The following is a 17,416-nucleotide window of genomic DNA, read 5'->3' on the forward strand; positions in this document are numbered from 1 at the left end:
AGAGCAACCTTACCAATGGCTGGTTTTTACTCCGCCGCGCTCAGCAATTTGCCGGCGCTCCATTGGCCTGGTTTGTCACCGCCCTGCACACCAGGAACCAAGCCATCTCATCAGGAGGCTATTGTGGCCAAGACCCACCCGACTCCCGCGGCAGCGGGTCACTTCAATCCCTTTGATTGCGTCAGAGCAGATTATCATCAACTCTTCTATCTTATCCGGGACGCGTCAGCAGCATATGACCGATGCAAGCCTGACTATCGATGGGAGAACGACGCTGTAGATTTTGCGCAGCCCGCAGAGCCAGCCAATTACGTAGCTTTCACTCTCAATATCATGCAGCAATTTTAGTCATATTTCGGACGGCTTATCATTCGGTTCCCATTGCCCGTTCTTTCGGCATTTCGTCAGGCGTATGCCGCCAAAGAGCTCCAATGGTGCGGCACGCACCCGACCCCTGCGCATAGAGATGAAGGAGCTTAGTCATTTCCGCGCTGGGGACTGCTGGGGAATAAAGAAATCCCTGTCCAATGCGACACCCCAAAGCCAGTAGATGACGCGCCTGGCTCTCCGTCTCAATGCCCTCGGCCAAAAGGCGAACATCCAATTTCTGGGCGATGAGCGAAAGCCCTTCCACGATTGCCGAACTGGGAGTGCTATTTTTAAGGCCCGCAACGAACGACCGGTCGATTTTTATGATGTCCACCGGTACCGTCAGAAGGTGGGTGAGCGATGCAAAGCCCGTACCGAAGTCGTCGAGCGCAACTTTGAGACCATGATGTCGAATTTGCGCAATTTTAGCTCCGACATCGTCATCACGATCATCCAGATAAACGCCTTCTGTAACTTCGACGATCAGGTGTTTGAGAGGCACATTGGCCTTCGCAAAGCCGGCACTAAGATATTCATGGATCGGCATGGCCCTGTGAAGATCGGCTGAAGATATATTCAGCCCCACATGTTGAAAAGCGATACCTTCGTCGATCCAGTGGCGCACGTCATTTGCAGCATTTTCCAGCATGACATCGGTAATGGCCTGGGCGATGTCCATGTCCGACATCGCCTCTTGGAATTCGCCTGCGGTCCGCACCGTGCCATCGGGCGTGATCATCCGACATAACGCTTCGACCCCAACGATTTCTGCAGTGTCGAGGCGAACGACAGGTTGGTAATAAGCTTTGATCCTGCCCTCACGCAGAGCAACGCCTACTTCCTGAATGGCACAAAGCCTCTGCGTAATCGCTGTGCCCAGACCGCGCCAGTAACGGACAAATCCCCCTCGCCCGGTTTCCTTGGCATGATAAAGGGCATGATCGGCATTCAGCCGTACACTGTGGGGCAACAGATCGCCTTCAGACACGATAGCGCCGCCAATCGTGGCGCGCGGATAAAGGCTGTGGCCGAGACTTCCAACGGGATGCAACAGGCGATCGAGGAGCCTATATGCCATAGCGTCCAGATCCTGCAGGGCTGCAGGCGACTGTACGATTACGGCAAATTCGTCCCCGCCGATCCTGAATGTGCGGTCAGGAGCTGCTGCGTCTGCCATGCGTTGCGCAACTTCCTGCAGCAGAATATCGCCGGCATGATGCCCGAATGTATCGTTGACAATTTTGAGATTATCGAGGTCAATTGCCAGTAGCGCCCAAGCGCCAGGCTGCGAACAGTCCAGGGCGTCGAGAGCCGAGTTGAATCCATTGCGGTTGGGAAGGCCTGTCAGCCCATCGATCCGCGCCAGCCTTTCACGCTCTTCCACACGATCTCGGCGCTCGAAAGCGATGACGCAGAGGTTGGCGCATGCCTCGACGATATCCCGTTCGAATTTTGTAGGTCCCCGACGCGCTCGATAATAAAAAGCGAAAGTCCCGATAACCTCTCCTTTGCCGTTACGGATTGGCGTCGACCAGCAGGCGCGATAGTCGAGTTGGGCGACCAAAGCGCGATAGTCGCTCCAGAGCTGATCGGTTCTGATATCCTGGACCGCAACGTCAGCCCGGAGGAAGGCGGCCGTGCCGCAGGATCCTACCGAAGGACCAATCGACAAACCATCGAGCGCCCGCGAGTAATCGGGCGGCAAGGAGGGTGCCGCGAGCGGATGCAGCAGTCCTGCAGCATCAACTGTCAGGATCGAGCACGCCGCATCTGGCACAAGGGCCTCTACCTCAAGGCACAGCCTCGTCGCCGTTGCTGCCAAGTCCTCGCCCCTGGCGACCATCTCCAATATTACGTTCTGGATACGTAACAATTTGTTATCCTACCGGTGCGACGGTTTATAGTTCGGCCGTTCCTGTAAAAACGGGTTGAACTAATATCATAAATATGTCGATAACGTTGCTGAGGACCTATGCGCTCTAGAAATAGCTTATCTACCGCTCGCATCAACTCAGATTCAACATGAGGCGGCAATCCCAGCACATGTTGCCGACACGGATCTCAGTTTATAAAGTGCTGCTGGGCTAGAGCGGTGGAGTTTTAGCTCCTTGGCCTGGGACACTGGGACGATTTGTACAGCTAAAGATAGCGTTCTTGCCGCCTGATGCTCCGCGCTATATTGACGAGTTGCCCGGAGGAAGGTTCGCAGCAGCCCCCCCCCCCTACTGGCATTTCCGGATCATCTTCTGGGCTTTTTTGTTCGGTGTGGCCTTTGCCTAGAAGACTGCCCTGCGCCCCGCACTGGCGCTGTCATAATCTTCCTTGCCTACCGACGCTCCGCCCGCCCAGACCCGCTTCCTGAGACCGCCCCGCACCTTTCAGGGCATGCCAGCTCCCGTCAGTTCCGATCGCATCATGGATAGGCCTGACCCTCAGCATCTCATCGGTCGATGTCTTATTTCCCGTCTATAGTTGGGGCAGGTTGTCATTATCCTTGTTCATGATCCGATCCTACTGAAGAACGGAGAACTGGCAGACTTGGGGTTGATTCAGATCAAGGTGCGTCCGGGAACACGCGCTCCCGGACGCTATCATTTATAGGGTGGCAGCACGGGCCTGTGCGGCATTATGGCCGCCATTTCTGTAAAGGACATCGCGAACAAGGTCGCCGTCGATCCCCGCGTCGTTTACCGTCACTAGGACCCTGCCATCCTTGAGGCCATCATTGTAATAGGCGACATCCTCTTCCTCCACGCCATGCTTGGTGAGGACCTCATTCAAGCTACCGCCGATCGCGCCAAGCACAGCTCCGATACCAACGGCTTCAGGAACGGCCGATGCGGCAATAGCGCCCGCAGCAGCCAAGGGCCCGACGCCTGGTATCGCAAGGGCCGCTACACCCAGGCCAGCCCCAAGAGCGCCGCCGCCCAGAATGCCGCGAAGAATGTTGCGATGATGTTCGTCCGTGATCTCGCCATCTCCTGATCGCGCCGTCGTGGTGCCGCCATGATGGGCGATTACCGAAAGGTCGGTGTCCCCCACTCCCAGCGTCCGCAGGTCGGCTACGGCGCGCTCGGCCTCAGCATGGGTGTCGAAAAGCGCTGATGCTTGAACCATTTTGTCGATCCTCTATCTGTTTTTGTAGCCATGATGGCTTAAACCCCAACGACGCGGGACATTGCGTGTTCCGCTAAACAGGGACGCTCGACATCCATTTGTCTGTCGACACCGCCATGGCATCAAACATTCGCGCTATCTGAGGAAAAAGTCCGACATCCTACCGGCGAAAGCCTCGCGTGGCCCTGCAAGAAACACGGTCCTGATTGTTCCGGACGACACCGCCGGCAGCAATTATCTGCCGATGTCAAACTTGCCGATGTCGACGCTCCTGTAAAAACACTTACCGAAGCCGACGACTTGTTCTGCCAGACAGTGGATATGAAATAACCTATACGCCCTGTCGACCGGCCAATCTCTTGCTCGCACAACAGGGCAGTGATAAGCGCTGCGCAAACAATGATCGCTGGGCGGTAAGATGAATCCATTCGATCCAGACCTTGCTCTTCCAGTGCTGGGCGCGCTTGCTGCGGGAGGAGTGATCGGCGCGGACCGGGAATATCGCGCCAGCCCGGCGGGCTTTCGAACGCATATTCTCGTCAGTTTATCCTGCACTATTCTGATGCTTGCCGCGGTGCATCAAATCCGCTGGCTTACAGACACGCCCCACGACATCATACGGATTGATCCGGTCCGCATGGCACATGGCATTTTAACTGGTATCGGTTTCCTGTGCGGCGGCGTCATTTTCAGGGAAGGATTCAACGTTCGAGGGCTGACGACCGCTGCGTCGCTCTGGATGACGGCTTCGCTTGGAATCTTATTCGGGGTCGGCTTTTACAGCCTTGCAATAGGAGGGACCATCGTAACTCTTGCTGTTCTCGCCGCTGTGACAGCAGCTGAACTGCTTGTACCGCGACGCAGTTACGCTCATCTGTCCGTGCGATTTCGCAGAACCTCGGGCCGGTCGTCAGAGACGTTTCGCATGCAGCTCGTTGCGGCCGGCTTCAAACCTTCTGCAATCAGCCAACGCGCGGATCACGCCGAAATCGCATTTTCGTGCACGATATCTGGTGGAAGAGAAGATATGGCAGAGACGCTGATGGACCATCTGCGCGCAGATGACGAGGCCGTCGGCTTTGAATATCTTCCCCACGATAGCTGACAAAAATGGCACGCACAGCGCCGGCAGTCTCGCGTCGCCAGCTTGCAGCCCTCGCTTGCTAAAGAACGGACCCGATCCACAAGATCGAACGAAGTGCCTCACCTCGCGGGGGGAGAGGTGAGGCTATCGAAGGGCGAACTATAAGGCCGCGTCGATGATACGCCTTGGTCGAATTCAAGTTCCCCATAATCGTGGTAAACGTTTTTTTAATATCAATTTCCAAATCTGACACCTGCTTTGCCCCTGGATTCGCGGAGAGATTCGCCGATTCTGAATGGTTTAAGGCAAGCAGGTTATCTCCTGGTTCGGTCGCCCGATATTATGTTCATTCTGAACGGAGATTTCATCGTCACAAAGCCATCGCCCTGCCTACTTTGACCTACAGGCCCCGCCGGCGCATCGCAGATCAGTGTCTCGCTAGGCCCCTTTCATCATGATTTCAGTTGGTTGCCGTAAGATGCGGTCAGGTTCCACCGCTGATCCATCCCGGTTGAGCCGCGCCGCTGCTTGCGTTATCTTCCATCACCAGATGGCGTGGAGGCGACATATGGCGACCTTGGCTGAACCGCTACCCGGATATGGGCGGGATGACCGGTTCTTTTTAAAGATGGCGATCGCGATGGCTTTGACGATCGTTGCCGGCTTTTCCCTTCAGGCGGCGACGGGTCGATCAACCTTTGGCGCGCCACCGCTTGTCCACCTCCACGCCTTCATCTTCTTTGGCTGGGTGGTGCTGTTCATATCCCAAAACCTCCTCGTCACCCAAGGGTCGATCGCCCTGCACCGGCAGCTCGGCTGGATAAGCACTGGCTGGGCCGGTGCCATGGTCGTTGTTGGTATATATACGACCATAGCCATGACGCGAAACGCCGCCACTCCGTTCTTCTTCCTCCCCGCATATTTTCTCGTCATGAACATTCTGTCGATACTCTGCTTCGGCGGTTTGGTCATGGTGGCTGTTTCAATGCGCAAGCGGACCGAATGGCACAGGCGCTTGATGTTGTGCGCCATGGCGATCCTGACCGGGCCAGCCTTTGGCCGCCTTTTGCCGATGCCGTTACTTGTTCCTTATGCAGAATGGTGCGTTTTCGCGGCAGTGATGTTGTGGCCGCTGATTGCGATTGTGGCAGATCGTCGTCGCCGAGGCCATGTCCATCCAGCATTGTGGTGGGGCGCCGCGACCATCACTCTTATGCAGATATCAATGACCTTGATCACACATAGTGGGCTCGGCCTTAAGCTATACACTGTGAGCACTGCAGGCTACCGCGGCGCGGTTATCGCGCCACTTGCATTTCCCGTACCGCCATCAGGTCCATTGATGACGGGCCGGTAGTCAGATGAAAAGTGGCGCTATGCTTCTGCTCAGGCAGCGATCGAAGTTGTGGTAGATAAGAAAATATAGTCTTTTGTCGCTTTCCCGATCCAGAGGGGCGGCTTGTGATTTCCCTTCCGTCCGCATTTGGACTTTGCTCGAAACTCTGCTTTCGCCTTTCCACAACAAAATCTGACATTTACGATATGTATATTGCTTCAGATCTGCTTAATACGAGATTTGGCGCATGGTCGAGCCGTTATACAAAAGAAGCCCCGCCATTGCTGACGGGGCTGGGTAGCGGATGGTAGCTGGGGGCCGATCACCGTCCGCAAAGCATAAACTTACCAAGTTTACATCGGTTCCTGCGCAGCGAAAAAAACGATATTCATATCAGTTTTCGCCGTTATCTTTCACCCCGACGGTAGGAACCTCGATTTCTTCCTTCTTGGTGCCAACAACCACTTTCTTGGAATCAACGTCGACCTTCGGCAGTGCGCCGCCCTTTACGCTGACTTCGGGCATATCGCCTTCCTTGACGTCTGCCGACCAGAAACCGGTGGCGAACAGAATGCCTACGATCGCCAGGGCTGCTATCGCCAAAATGGCGATTGTCCGGCCGGGACCCTTGCGTTCGACAACAACGCGGTCGTCATACCTATTGTCAACCATCCCATCCTCCTATCTCTTGATAGAAGCGGGAACGAGGCCCGACATAATCTGTTCCGATTGAGAAATATTCTCAGCTTCTATTTTGCAATCAAATGATCAGTCAAGGGCTCGAAGCCGGGCCGGCTTCCTCTGCGCACGCTGGACCGCCTGTCTGGCGCGACGGTGTGTCTTGGCGCCGCTGTTGTCCGACTGATCTGCCCCCTGCTGAGTGGCCCAGAGACTATGATAGTCTGGACCACGAAAGGGACGACAGATGCCATTCAAGAAGCACAAGCCGGAAGAGATCATCGGCAAGCTGCGTGAAGTTGAGATTGTGCTGGCGCAGGGGACTTCGACCGCCGAAGCATGCCGTCGGATCGGGGTCAGCGAGCAGACTTATTATCGCTGGCGCAAGGAATATGGCGGGCTGAAGACCGACCAAGCGCGGCGGATGAAGGATCTGGAGAAAGAGAACCAGCGTCTTCGCCGGGCGATTTCGGACCTGACGCTGGACAAGCTGATCCTGCAGGAGGCTGCCAAGGGAAACTTCTGAGCCCTGCGCGGCGGCGGCGCTGCATCGATCATTTACGACGAGAGCTTCCGGTGTCCGAGCGACGGATATGCCGGGTGCTGGGTCAGCATCGATCGACACAGCGCAAGGTGCCGCGCGGGGCGGATGACGAACAGGCACTGACAGAGGATATCGTCGCTTTGGCGAAGCAATATGGTCGTTATGGCTATCGCCGGGTGACGGCATTACTGTGTCATGCAGGATGGACGGTGAACCATAAACGGGTTGAGCGGATCTGGCGGCGTGAGGGGCTGAAGGTTCCGCCGCGCCAGTCAAAGCGGGGACGCTTGTGGCTCAATGACGGTTCATGCATCCGGCTACGACCCGAATATCCGGGACATGTCTGGGCCTACGATTTCGTCGAGGGGCGGACGCATGATGGCCGCAAGTTCCGCATCCTCACGATCATCGACGAGGCCAGCAGGGAATGCCTGGCGCTCATCGTTGCACGGCAGCTCAAGCATGAGGATGTTCTGGCTGCCTTGGCCGACCTGTTCGTCTCGCGCGGTCCGCCTGCACATATACGGTCCGATAATGGCAGCGAATTTATTGCGACCGCCGTCCAGAAATGGCTGGGCCAGATCGGCGTGAAGACACTCTACATCACGCCGGGATCACCATGGGAGAATGGCTATAACGAAAGCTTCAACGGGTCGCTTCGCGACGAACTGCTCAACGGCGAGATTTTCTACAGCCTCGCGGAGGCCAAGGTGCTGATCGAGGCATGGCGGCGGCATTACAACACCGTTCGCCCGCACAGCAGCCTTGGATACCGACCACCGGCACCAGAAACGGCAACACCGCCATATCCGGCCTCCGGTTCCGCTTCGCTCCACCTCCGTCCGGATATGGCGGCGATGGGATTAATCCACTAACAAACCAATCGGTCCACTCGGTGGGGGCAGGTCACGACGATCGATCATTCATTGGCTCCACGCTCTTGAGACCCAGCTTGGTCCTTAACCGCTTCAAGCGTGTCAATCTGCTTGCTGGCATAGCGTTGCCCCCCATTAGAAAGAAAACGACCATAGCGGCTCAAACTTCAACAGGTGCGACTGCCTCACGATTTCAAAAATTTCGCGACCGGGAGGCGCGGATTTCCTTCGCCCTGAAAAGGTTTAGCCGTTCGATGGGCAAATAGGCGCGCACACTCTTGGCAGGGAACATATGCAGTCACTGGACTGTTCCGGATCTATAAGAGGGCTGCATGACATATAGTGATCGAATGACCCTGTGAGCGCGCGTGGGTTTTGCCGCACGCGGTCTTGTTTATATTCTGATCGGGTGTTTCGCGCTCGACGTCGCTTGGCACGGGGGTGAGACAACCGACAATCAGGGTGCGCTGGGCACTTTAGCCGATGCGCCGCTTGGACATATTCTTCTTGCAGTCTGTTCGCTCGGATTTGCTGGCTACGCCGTCTGGCGGCTTACAGAAGCGGTGACTGATCCGGAAAATCGCGGCGGTACGCTGAAAGGAAAGTTCGAACGGCTCGGCTACGCATTGAGCGGCATCTCCCACATCATGCTGGCGACGTTCGCGGGACGGCTTGCTTTTGTGCAGACGGCAAAGCAGGAAGGAAGTCCTGGAGATGAAAGCGCGCAAGGATGGTCAGCATGGCTTCTGGAACAGCCCGGAGGCGTACTCCTGCTCGTCCTCGTGGGTGTCCTCCTCCTCATGGTCGCGGCAGCCCAAGCTCTTAAGGCATTCAAGGCCCGGTTTGACGAGCTTGACGGCGATGTCCCGGCGCCTGACTATGTGCGATGGATTGGTCGTCTAGGATATGCTGCACGCGCCCTGGTATTTTCGCTCATCGGCTGGTTCTTCATGTCAGCAGCGCTCAACCATGATCCCGATCGGGCCGGTGGGCTCGGCGAAGCTCTGGAGCAATTGCGCGCTCAGGACGAAGGCGCCCTTCTATTGAGCATAGTAGCCTTGGGGCTAGGGCTATTTGGCCTGTTCAGCCTGATCGAGGCGCGCTATCGGCGGATGAGAGTGGAAAAACCAAAGTTCCTGCGCTGAAGCTTTGTCCTCATACGATCTTCGCAGTGCATATATCCTCTCCCAACATGCCGCCCGTTTCAAAAGAGCATAGCGCCCCATGGACAGTATATGGGCAGAAGGGTGTGGATCCTGCCTCTGCGACTGGTCGGATGCCCGTTACGATCATAATTGAGATATTGCCCGACCTGCGCGCTGTGCTTTCAGGCTGGCTCGCTGTCGATTGATCGGGATCGCGCATTCAAGGGCCCGCCACATCCGATTACTATGGCCGGACTGGGTCATGATATTTTTCTTTTTTCATGGCCTTGAAGGCTCCACTGCAGGGAGAGTGACGTGGAATGTCACCGCCGCACGCAAGGTGCGCGCGCACAGCAAACGCTCAGTAAGGTTGATCGATCGCTCCGCCACGGCAACCAGGATCCTATGCGTGACCTGACGCTATGAATGGGAGACCTCGACTTGCAAAGCCATCTACGCCAGGAGAGCCAAACCGGTCTCTCCTAAAACCGATAGGGACGAGATCAGAAGCGCTATGCGACCGGATCGACCAGTCTCATAGCGCTTTGCCGCCAATCTCAGGCTGCAGGCTGGGCGTCGAGATCGACCTTCAATTCGCGCGGCCAGTGCCGCAAGGTGCGACAGGCCGCGAGGAAGACCTTCGCGTCAGCCGCCTTGCTCAAGGGTAGACAAGCCTCGTCGAGGTCGCCGGCTATGCCGGCCTTGGCAAAGATCGCCTCTGCTTGCGCGCTCATCCCGATATATTTGCAATGCGCAAAGGCATCGGTGACAAAATCCTTTGCGGCAGCGTCGATTGAGAGAAGGGCAGCGCCCTCAGCCGAAACGACAATTGCCACGGCGTCGAAGAGGACCGAGGGGCCACCGTCGATCTTATGCTTGGCTGCGACCGTGGTGCCATCCGACAAGGTGACCCCTGCAATCTTCGGCGCGACCACCTCATATACAGCCCCTTCGCTGTCCACCGCCGCGATGAGCGCCTTTACGATTTTCGCGTCTGCGCCCTCGCTCAGCAATATGCCGAGCTTACGGCCCTTGAAGCTGTCGGGGCCGTTCTTCACAATGCTGAGCTTGTCGGAGGCGGGAAGATTGGTGATCGGCGTACGTGCCGCCACTGCGGGATCGGGGAGAGGCAAGCCCAGCCCCTGCGCCACCGTTGCCGCCAGGGTGGCGTCTATGTTGAGCAGGTGGGAAACGGTGCGCGACCGAATGTCGGGGCGCTCGACCTTGGACAATTCGAACACAAGAGCATCGCCAATATGCTTTTGTTCTATCGACGTCTGACTGACGAAAAACTGACGCGCCTGGCTATAATGGTCAGCGAAGCTTTCCGAGCGAACGCGCTGCTTGGGTCCATCCGGGGCCTCCCCGAAGCTGGTGAAGCCGCGCACCGGGTCCTCGCGCGGACCGCCTTGCGTCGCGCCCCAGCTATTGGGCTCATAGTTGACCCGGCCGACCGGGTTGCGCATCGCCATATGCCCGTCCTGCTGGAAATGCGCCATCGGACATTTGGGCGCGTTGATGGGAATGTGCGTGAAATTCGGCCCGCCCAGGCGCTTGATCTGGGTATCGAGATAGGAAAAATTCCGGCCCTGAAGCAGCGGATCGTTCGAAAAGTCGATGCCGGGCGGTACATTTTGCGTGCAGAAGGCGACCTGTTCGGTCTCAGCGAAGAAATTGTCAACGACCCGGTCGAGCACCAGTCGCCCAACGACGCGGATCGGTATGAGCTCTTCGGGGATGATCTTGGTTGCATCGAGCACGTCGAAATCGAAACTGTCGGCAAATGCATCGTCGAACAACTGCACCCCCAGTTCCCATTCCGGGAAGTCGCCGCCGTTGATTGCATCCCACAAATCGCGCCGGTGAAAGTCCGGATCGGCGCCATTGATCTTGACCGCCTCGTTCCACATGACCGACTGCAGACCCTGCTTGGGCTTCCAGTGGAATTTGACGAAGGTCGATCTGCCCTGCGCATCGATGAGGCGGAAAGTGTGAACGCCAAAGCCTTCCATGGTGCGGAACGAGCGCGGAATGGCGCGGTCCGACATGGTCCACATGATCATGTGCAAGCTCTCTGGCGTCAGGCTGACAAAATCCCAGAAATTGTCATGGGCGGTCTGCGCCTGCGGGAAAGCGCGGTCAGGTTCAGGTTTGGCCGCGTGGACAAGGTCGGGGAACTTGATCGCGTCCTGAATGAAGAAGACCGGAATGTTGTTGCCGACCAGATCCCAATTGCCTTCTTGGGTGTAGAGCTTCACGGCAAAGCCGCGGACGTCGCGGGCAAGGTCGAATGATCCCTTGGAGCCTGCGACAGTCGAGAAGCGCACAAAGGCGGGGGTTTTTTCGCCCACACGTTGAAAGATGTCGGCCCGGCTGACGTCCGCAAGGCTGTCGGTCAATTCGAAGAAGCCATGGGCACCATAGCCCCGCGCATGAACGACGCGCTCGGGAATACGCTCATGATCGAAATGAAAGATCTTTTCGCGGAAATGAAAATCCTCCAGCAGCGTGGGACCCCGAGCCCCCTGCTTCAGGCTGTTCTGGTCGTCGGCAACGGGAATGCCATTCTGGGTCGTAAGGGTCGCGATTTCGCCCTCTGCGACCTGATGGGTCTCGCCGCCCGCGCCCTGTGGTTCGGCAAAGGACAGGGAGATGGCAGCATCGCTCGGTACGGCCGGCGCCTTACGCGATGACTCGCCACTTATATCCGCCCCGGCGAGATCGGCAGGTGTGACAGCCGCCTTGCGGGCCGACAGTTTGAGGGCGCTGGGTTTCTTGGCCATATGATGTCCTCGACTATAAAAGGCAGGATTGAGATGGAGCGGTGCGCGCGCGAATTGCCCGCAAGATTGCGGCAGTCTTGGCGTGAGGTCGCAATCAGAACCCGTGGATGAGCGACCGGTTGCTTTCTGGATGACGAAATTAACCTGCGTCATTACGATTGTGCCGATGGTGTGAAGCGCGCCAACAAAAGCATTGATCGATGTTGCTTTCCCGCGTTCAGCGGGAACAGGGCGATTGGCGACAGGTTGTCCCCGCGAGGCCGGCGTCTTGCCGGTTTATCCCGACCAGGAGACTTAGCCATGTCGATCATCGACCGCTTCATTGCCGCCGTCACGCCGCCCGAAAGCGCGGAGGCTCGCCTGGAGGCGCGTACCAAAGCGACCAATGCTGCCATGCCGGGCGACTGGCTGGATCAGATATTACAGCATCATATGGATTTGGAAGATGCCTTTGCCGACGTCAAAGCGGCGACCGATGTGCCCTCACGCACCGCTGCGACCAAGGTGCTCGGCGTGCTGCTGACAGGCCATGCAATCGCGGAAGAAGCGATCATCTACCCCGCGCTCGCCCAAGGCGGCGAAAAGGCGCATGCCGGCATCGGCTATGATGAGCAGGCGATGGTCAAGGTGCAGATGGCGCTGCTCGAGAAACTGGACCCGATGAGCAAGGATTTCATCGACAAGCTTGAACATATCGAGGGCGCGGTCCAGCATCATATGTATGCCGAAGAGGGTAATTGGTTTCTTGACCTGAAGGAAAAGACTTCCCTCGAGGACCAGACGCTGATGACCAAACGCTATGCCGAAGAATATGCCCGCTATGTCGGCGCGGACGCACCCGCCTGACCCAGTCGAGGGGCTGGCGACAGCCGGCCCCTGTTCTTGATCTTATTCTGCCGCGATGGCCGCCCCCTGCTTTACCGTTTCTGCTGCCAGGCGGGCCGCGTGCCGGCGGTAGGTCGACAGCGCCTGACCAACAACCTGGTCCATATTATAATAGCGATAGGTCGCAAGGCGGCCGACAAACAGTACGTGCGATGTGGCGAGCGCAAGCGCCTCATAGCGTTTGAACAACGCTTCATTTTCCGGGCGGGGAATGGGATAGTAAGGTTCACCCTGCGCGCAGGGATATTCATAGGTGATGCTGGTCTGATCGGCGCTTTGCCCGGTCAAATGCTTATACTCCGTTACGCGCGTATGGGGCACAGCCTCTGAGGGATAGTTGATCACAGCGACATCCTGCAGCCATTCCTGGTCGAGCGTTTCGTGCCGGAAATCCAGTGAGCGATAGGGCAGCTCGCCATAACAATGGTCGAAATATTCGTCGATCGGCCCGGTAAAGACGAGCGTGCCGAAGTCGATCCGGTCGCGAATATCCTCAAAGGCCAGACCGAGCTCAACGTCGATCAGTTCATGGTCCAGCATGGCGGCGAACATTGCCGTATAGCCCTGCGCGGGCATCGCCTGGAAGCTGTCGGTAAAATAGCGATCGTCCGTATTGATGCGGGTCGGCACCCGCGCGGTCACAGACTTGTCCAGCTCCGAAGGGTCCATACCCCACTGTTTTCTCGTATAGCCGCGAAAAAAGGTTTCGTAGAGTTCGCGGCCCACCTTTGCGATCACAACATCGGCGGACGTTTTGATCGGCGATACCGGCTCGGCCCGGGCGGCAAGATAGGATTCTGCCTCTTCGTCGGTGCGCAGCTCAAGATCGTAAAGCCGATTGAGGGTCGTTCGGTTGATCGGCATAGGCACCTTTACCCCGCCAATGTCGGCCAGCACCCGATGTTCATAGGGTCTCCACTGCGTGAAGCGCGAAAGATAGTCGACGATATCCTGGCTGTTGGTATGAAAGATATGCGGTCCATAACGATGGACAAGAATGCCCGCCTCGTCATGATGGTCAAAGGCGTTGCCGCCGATATGGTCGCGACGGTCAATCACCAGCACCCGTTTGCCGCCGTCGCGTGCGAGGCGCTCGGCCATGACCGCGCCGGCAAAGCCAGCGCCTACGACCAGATAGTCATAAGAAACGCTGTTTTTCGGCGGACAGGCAGCGAGGATGTCATCGATGAGGCGTGTCATCGCGTCCACTACCTTCTCCCATGACTGATCCGCAAGGGCAGCATCTGCTTGCTCGCGCCAGGCGGCGTCTCGGGCTTGCTGGCCCAGCATGATTGCGTGTTCGCAAGCTTCAACGAAAGCTTCCGCCGTGTCGGCGATCGCCACTCCTGTAAGGGCGCCATAACTAAGCGCGACGTCGGTAATCGGCGTCGAGACGACCGGCAGGCCGGCGGCAAGATATTCCGGCGTTTTGGTGGGCGAAATGAAGCGCGTCGAATCGTTGATCGCAAAAGGCATTAATGCAACGTCCCAGTTGGCGATGATCTGAGGCAATTCCGCATAGCGCTTGCCACCCAGCCAATCGATATTGGGTCGCATGGGAAGGTCAGCCGGATCGATCTTGACCACCGGTCCCACCATGCTGAGCGACCAGTCAGGCCGGGCGTCCGCGAGCGCGGCGAGCAGATCAAGATCCATGCGTTCGTCGATGACGCCGTAAAAGCCGAGGCGCGGGGTCGAACGCTCCGCAAGCGGGTGCCGTTGTCCGCGCGCGCGCGCGAAATGACCGACATCGACGCCGGATGGAAAAGCATGGACCGAAGGATGGCGCGCCCGCTTGGCTTCATAGAGACTATAGCCGCCGGTGAAGACGAGGTCTGCCGCATCGAACAGTTCGGCCTCAAGATCGGCAAGCTGCGCGGGTGCAAAACGGAAGTTGGCAAGTTCGTCCATGCAGTCGTAGACTGTGCAGGCAGACTCCAGATGGCGCGAAAAGCCGAGCATCATGGGTGTGTAATACCACCGGATGAGCGAGGCTGGCGCTTCTGTCAGCTGCGCATCGAGTAGTTGTTTGAGTGCAGCGTCTCGCGCCTGATCCTCGAGCCCATCGGGAAGATGCGGGATGGCGACGAGGATGTTTCGACCCTGCTCGCGCAGCTCAAGCCATGCCTCCGCTGCGCCGCCCACTGGCTCTTCCCAGAACAGGACAGGCCATTTCGCCGCAAGCCGGGACATCAGATGCTGCGGGCGCTGGAACACGAAGTCCCACCGCAGATGGGAGAAACAGACCAGCGTCATGCGGCTAGGACTTTCTGACTGGAGGATAAGGATCGGAGCAGGGTGAACGAGCCACCCTTCCGGACGATCCAGCCCAAAGGCGTAAATTAATCCGTGTCTATACGATTATAGCCACGCAGACGCGCCCATGCGTTTATGGTGCGTCGCGTGGACGCTTTTGCGTGCCTGCGTTCTCATGACAGGAAAGCCTATCGCCCCGCCCCTTCCATCGACCCGGCCAGCCCTTTGGGGTGGGGTTGAATGCACGATCAATCGGATTGGCGATGCCTATCTCGATCAGGCTGTTTTGAGCGGTCACGATGCGCGTGCTGATGATCTCGAGCGCTTTGCCGCCCTTGGCATTACGGCGTTGCGCTATCCGCTTATCTGGGAAAGCTTCGCACGGAGCGCCGATCCCGAAGCGCTCTGGGCCTGGCACGATGAGAGACTGGATCGGTTGCAAGATCTGGGCGTACAGCCGATCATCGGGCTCATCCACCATGGGAGCGGTCCGTCCGTCACGGACCTTCTGGCCCCCGATTTCGCATCCGGGCTTGCCGCCCACGCAAAGGCTGCAGCTCTTCGCTATCCATGGGTGCGCGACTGGACGCCCGTCAACGAGCCGCTCACAACGGCGCGCTTTGCCGCACTTTATGGACATTGGTATCCGCATGCGCGGGAGGAAAGCGCTTTCTGGCTTGCCCTTGTGAACCAGATTGACGCGATCCGATGGGCGATGCTGGAAATCCGTGCAATCGTGCCGCAGGCGCGGCTGATTCAGACCGAGGATCTGGGGCATAGCGACGCCACACCACAGCGCAGCGCCCAGGCCGCGTTCGACAATGCACGACGCTGGGCGTCCTGGGACATGCTGACGGGCCGGTTTGTGCCGGGCCATCAGCTCTGGGACCATGTTGCCGGCTGCGGCTTCGACCATCGGCTCGAAGCGATCGCGCAGGCGCCGTGCCGACCTGATATCCTGGGGCTTAATCACTATCTGACGAGTGATCGCTTCCTTGACCATCGGCTTGAGCTGTACCCGCCAGCCAGCCATGGCGACAGCGGCGCGGGGCCGCTTGCCGATATGGAGGCGGTTCGTGTGGTCGAACACCCGCCAGGACTGGCAGGCGCAGCCAAGGCCTGCTGGGCCCGTTACGGCATTCCGATAGCATTTACCGAAATCCACAATGGCTGCACGCGCGAGGAGCAAATGCGATGGTTTTGGGAGGCGTGGACCATCGCGCAGGGATTGCGCGACGATGGCATCCCGATCGAAGCCGTTACGGCCTGGAGCCTGCTTGGCGCGCAGGATTGGGACAGCCTGCTCACAGCGCCCGCAGGCCATTATGAAAGCGGGGTCTTCGATATACGGGGAGCACGCCCACGACAGACAGCGCTCGGGCCGCTTATGCGTAAGCTTGCTGCTGGCATGGACCCTGATCACCCCGTGCTTTCGCGTCGCGGATGGTGGCGTCGACATGATCCGCTGCTATCGGTGTCCGCACGCCCCTTGCTCATCACAGGGGCGACCGGGACGCTCGGCCAAGCGTTTGCGGGCGCATGCCGCCTGCGGGGCATAGACCATGTCCTGACCGGACGGGAGCTACTGAACCTCAATGATCCAGTCTCAATCCATCGTGCCCTGGACGCGCTTTCCCCTTGGGCGGTCATAAATTGCGCTGGCTGGGTCCGCGTCGATGAAGCCGAGCATCGGGCGGAGGACTGCTACGCCGCTAACGTTACCGGAAGCCTGGCCTTAGCCAAGGCATGCCAGTATCGCGACATCCATTATACCAGTTTTTCCAGCGATCTGGTTTTCGACGGTCTTGCGGGCCGTGCGTATGTCGAGAGCGATGCGCCTGCGCCGCTCAACATTTATGGGCAGAGCAAGGCATGCGCCGATGCTGCACTCCAGAGGACAGGTGGAAACGCACTTGTCGTCCGGACCGCAGCTTTCTTCTCGCCTTATGACCGGCAGAATTTTGCGATACATTGCATCGACGCCCTGCGCGAGCGCCGTCAGTTCGCAGCGGCGTCCGACATCATCATTTCGCCCACTTATGTCCCCGACCTGGTGCGCGCAACGCTCGATCTTGTCATCGATGGCGAAACAGGTCTGTGGCATCTGGTGAGCGCAGGCGCCCTGTCGTGGGCCGATTTTGCCAGCGTGCTTGCAGAAAATATGGGGCTTAGCCTTGCTTCGATCGACGCCAGGCCGGCCGACGCTATGGGATGGATTGCACCGCGTCCGCGATATGCGCCGCTCACCAGCGAGCGTGGGTTGATCATGCCCGACATAGGCTCGGCGATTGAACGGTTCGTCGCAACATTGGCTGTTTGAGGCGCAAACTTAACTTGCGTCATC

General features: G+C 58.0%; 11 protein-coding genes. 6 read left to right on the forward strand and 5 right to left on the reverse strand.

The window, feature by feature from the left end; translation table 11 throughout:
- Positions 1-367 precede the first annotated feature (367 nt).
- Both ACNHGR_RS05130 and ACNHGR_RS05135 read right to left on the reverse strand, forming a co-directional pair.
- Positions 368-2,191, reverse strand: coding sequence for a sensor domain-containing phosphodiesterase (locus ACNHGR_RS05130; RefSeq protein ID WP_475284392.1), 1,824 nt, complete (start codon positions 2,189-2,191; stop codon positions 368-370).
- A gap of 773 nt (positions 2,192-2,964) precedes the next feature.
- Positions 2,965-3,486, reverse strand: a complete 522-nt coding sequence (locus ACNHGR_RS05135; RefSeq protein ID WP_475284393.1) for a hypothetical protein — start codon at positions 3,484-3,486, stop codon at positions 2,965-2,967.
- 418 nt (positions 3,487-3,904) lie between these two features.
- On the opposite strand from ACNHGR_RS05135, the gene ACNHGR_RS05140 reads away from it, so the two are divergent.
- The gene (locus ACNHGR_RS05140) at positions 3,905-4,591 is read left to right on the forward strand and encodes an MgtC/SapB family protein (RefSeq protein WP_475284394.1); all 687 of its coding nucleotides are present in this window, start codon (positions 3,905-3,907) and stop codon (positions 4,589-4,591) included.
- Between the two features lie 547 nt (positions 4,592-5,138).
- Positions 5,139-5,927 carry a hypothetical protein gene (locus ACNHGR_RS05145; protein WP_475284395.1) on the forward strand — a complete coding sequence of 263 codons (789 nt, stop codon included), beginning with the start codon at positions 5,139-5,141 and terminating at the stop codon, positions 5,925-5,927.
- A gap of 372 nt (positions 5,928-6,299) precedes the next feature.
- Here the strand turns inward: ACNHGR_RS05145 and ACNHGR_RS05150 are convergent, their stop codons facing one another.
- Complete coding sequence (locus tag ACNHGR_RS05150) at positions 6,300-6,578, reverse strand: hypothetical protein (RefSeq protein ID WP_475284396.1); 279 nt, start codon at positions 6,576-6,578, stop codon at positions 6,300-6,302.
- 253 nt (positions 6,579-6,831) lie between these two features.
- Here ACNHGR_RS05150 and ACNHGR_RS05155 point away from each other — a divergent pair.
- Positions 6,832-8,003 (forward strand): IS3 family transposase gene (locus ACNHGR_RS05155; RefSeq protein WP_475284352.1). Its coding sequence is split into 2 segments (ribosomal slippage): positions 6,832-7,096 and positions 7,096-8,003, totalling 1,173 coding nucleotides; the frame shifts between segments, so codons are not numbered across the junction.
- A gap of 368 nt (positions 8,004-8,371) precedes the next feature.
- On the forward strand, positions 8,372-9,148 hold the full coding sequence (locus ACNHGR_RS05160; protein WP_475284397.1) for a DUF1206 domain-containing protein: 777 nt from the start codon (positions 8,372-8,374) through the stop codon (positions 9,146-9,148).
- A 557-nt stretch (positions 9,149-9,705) separates the two neighbouring features.
- On the opposite strand, the gene katE is transcribed toward ACNHGR_RS05160, so the two are convergent.
- Positions 9,706-11,931, reverse strand: coding sequence for a catalase (gene katE / locus ACNHGR_RS05165; RefSeq protein ID WP_475284398.1), 2,226 nt, complete (start codon positions 11,929-11,931; stop codon positions 9,706-9,708).
- 300 nt (positions 11,932-12,231) lie between these two features.
- Between katE and ACNHGR_RS05170 the strand changes: the two genes are divergently transcribed.
- Complete coding sequence (locus tag ACNHGR_RS05170) at positions 12,232-12,777, forward strand: hemerythrin domain-containing protein (RefSeq protein ID WP_475284399.1); 546 nt, start codon at positions 12,232-12,234, stop codon at positions 12,775-12,777.
- Positions 12,778-12,819: 42 nt separating this feature from the next.
- Here ACNHGR_RS05170 and glf read toward each other — a convergent pair whose 3' ends face one another.
- Entirely contained in the window at positions 12,820-14,961 is a 2,142-nt protein-coding gene (glf, locus tag ACNHGR_RS05175; protein ID WP_475284400.1) for a UDP-galactopyranose mutase, read from the reverse strand.
- A gap of 238 nt (positions 14,962-15,199) precedes the next feature.
- Between glf and ACNHGR_RS05180 the strand changes: the two genes are divergently transcribed.
- Positions 15,200-17,392, forward strand: coding sequence for a sugar nucleotide-binding protein (locus ACNHGR_RS05180; RefSeq protein ID WP_475284401.1), 2,193 nt, complete (start codon positions 15,200-15,202; stop codon positions 17,390-17,392).
- The last annotated feature ends 24 nt before the right edge of the window (positions 17,393-17,416 follow it).

This window comes from Sphingobium sp. RS1, assembly GCF_056156825.1.

What these genes read in the sequence shown, in the direction of transcription:
- ACNHGR_RS05135 (WP_475284393.1), bottom strand. Translation starts at nt 3,486, where the DNA reads ATGGTTCAAGCATCAGCGCTTTTCGACACCCATGCTGAGGCCGAGCGC.
- ACNHGR_RS05140 (WP_475284394.1), top strand. Translation starts at nt 3,905, where the DNA reads ATGAATCCATTCGATCCAGACCTTGCTCTTCCAGTGCTGGGCGCGCTT.
- ACNHGR_RS05145 (WP_475284395.1), top strand. Translation starts at nt 5,139, where the DNA reads ATGGCGACCTTGGCTGAACCGCTACCCGGATATGGGCGGGATGACCGG.
- ACNHGR_RS05150 (WP_475284396.1), bottom strand. Translation starts at nt 6,578, where the DNA reads ATGGTTGACAATAGGTATGACGACCGCGTTGTTGTCGAACGCAAGGGT.
- katE (WP_475284398.1), bottom strand. Translation starts at nt 11,931, where the DNA reads ATGGCCAAGAAACCCAGCGCCCTCAAACTGTCGGCCCGCAAGGCGGCT.
- ACNHGR_RS05170 (WP_475284399.1), top strand. Translation starts at nt 12,232, where the DNA reads ATGTCGATCATCGACCGCTTCATTGCCGCCGTCACGCCGCCCGAAAGC.
- ACNHGR_RS05180 (WP_475284401.1), top strand. Translation starts at nt 15,200, where the DNA reads ATGCGTTTATGGTGCGTCGCGTGGACGCTTTTGCGTGCCTGCGTTCTC.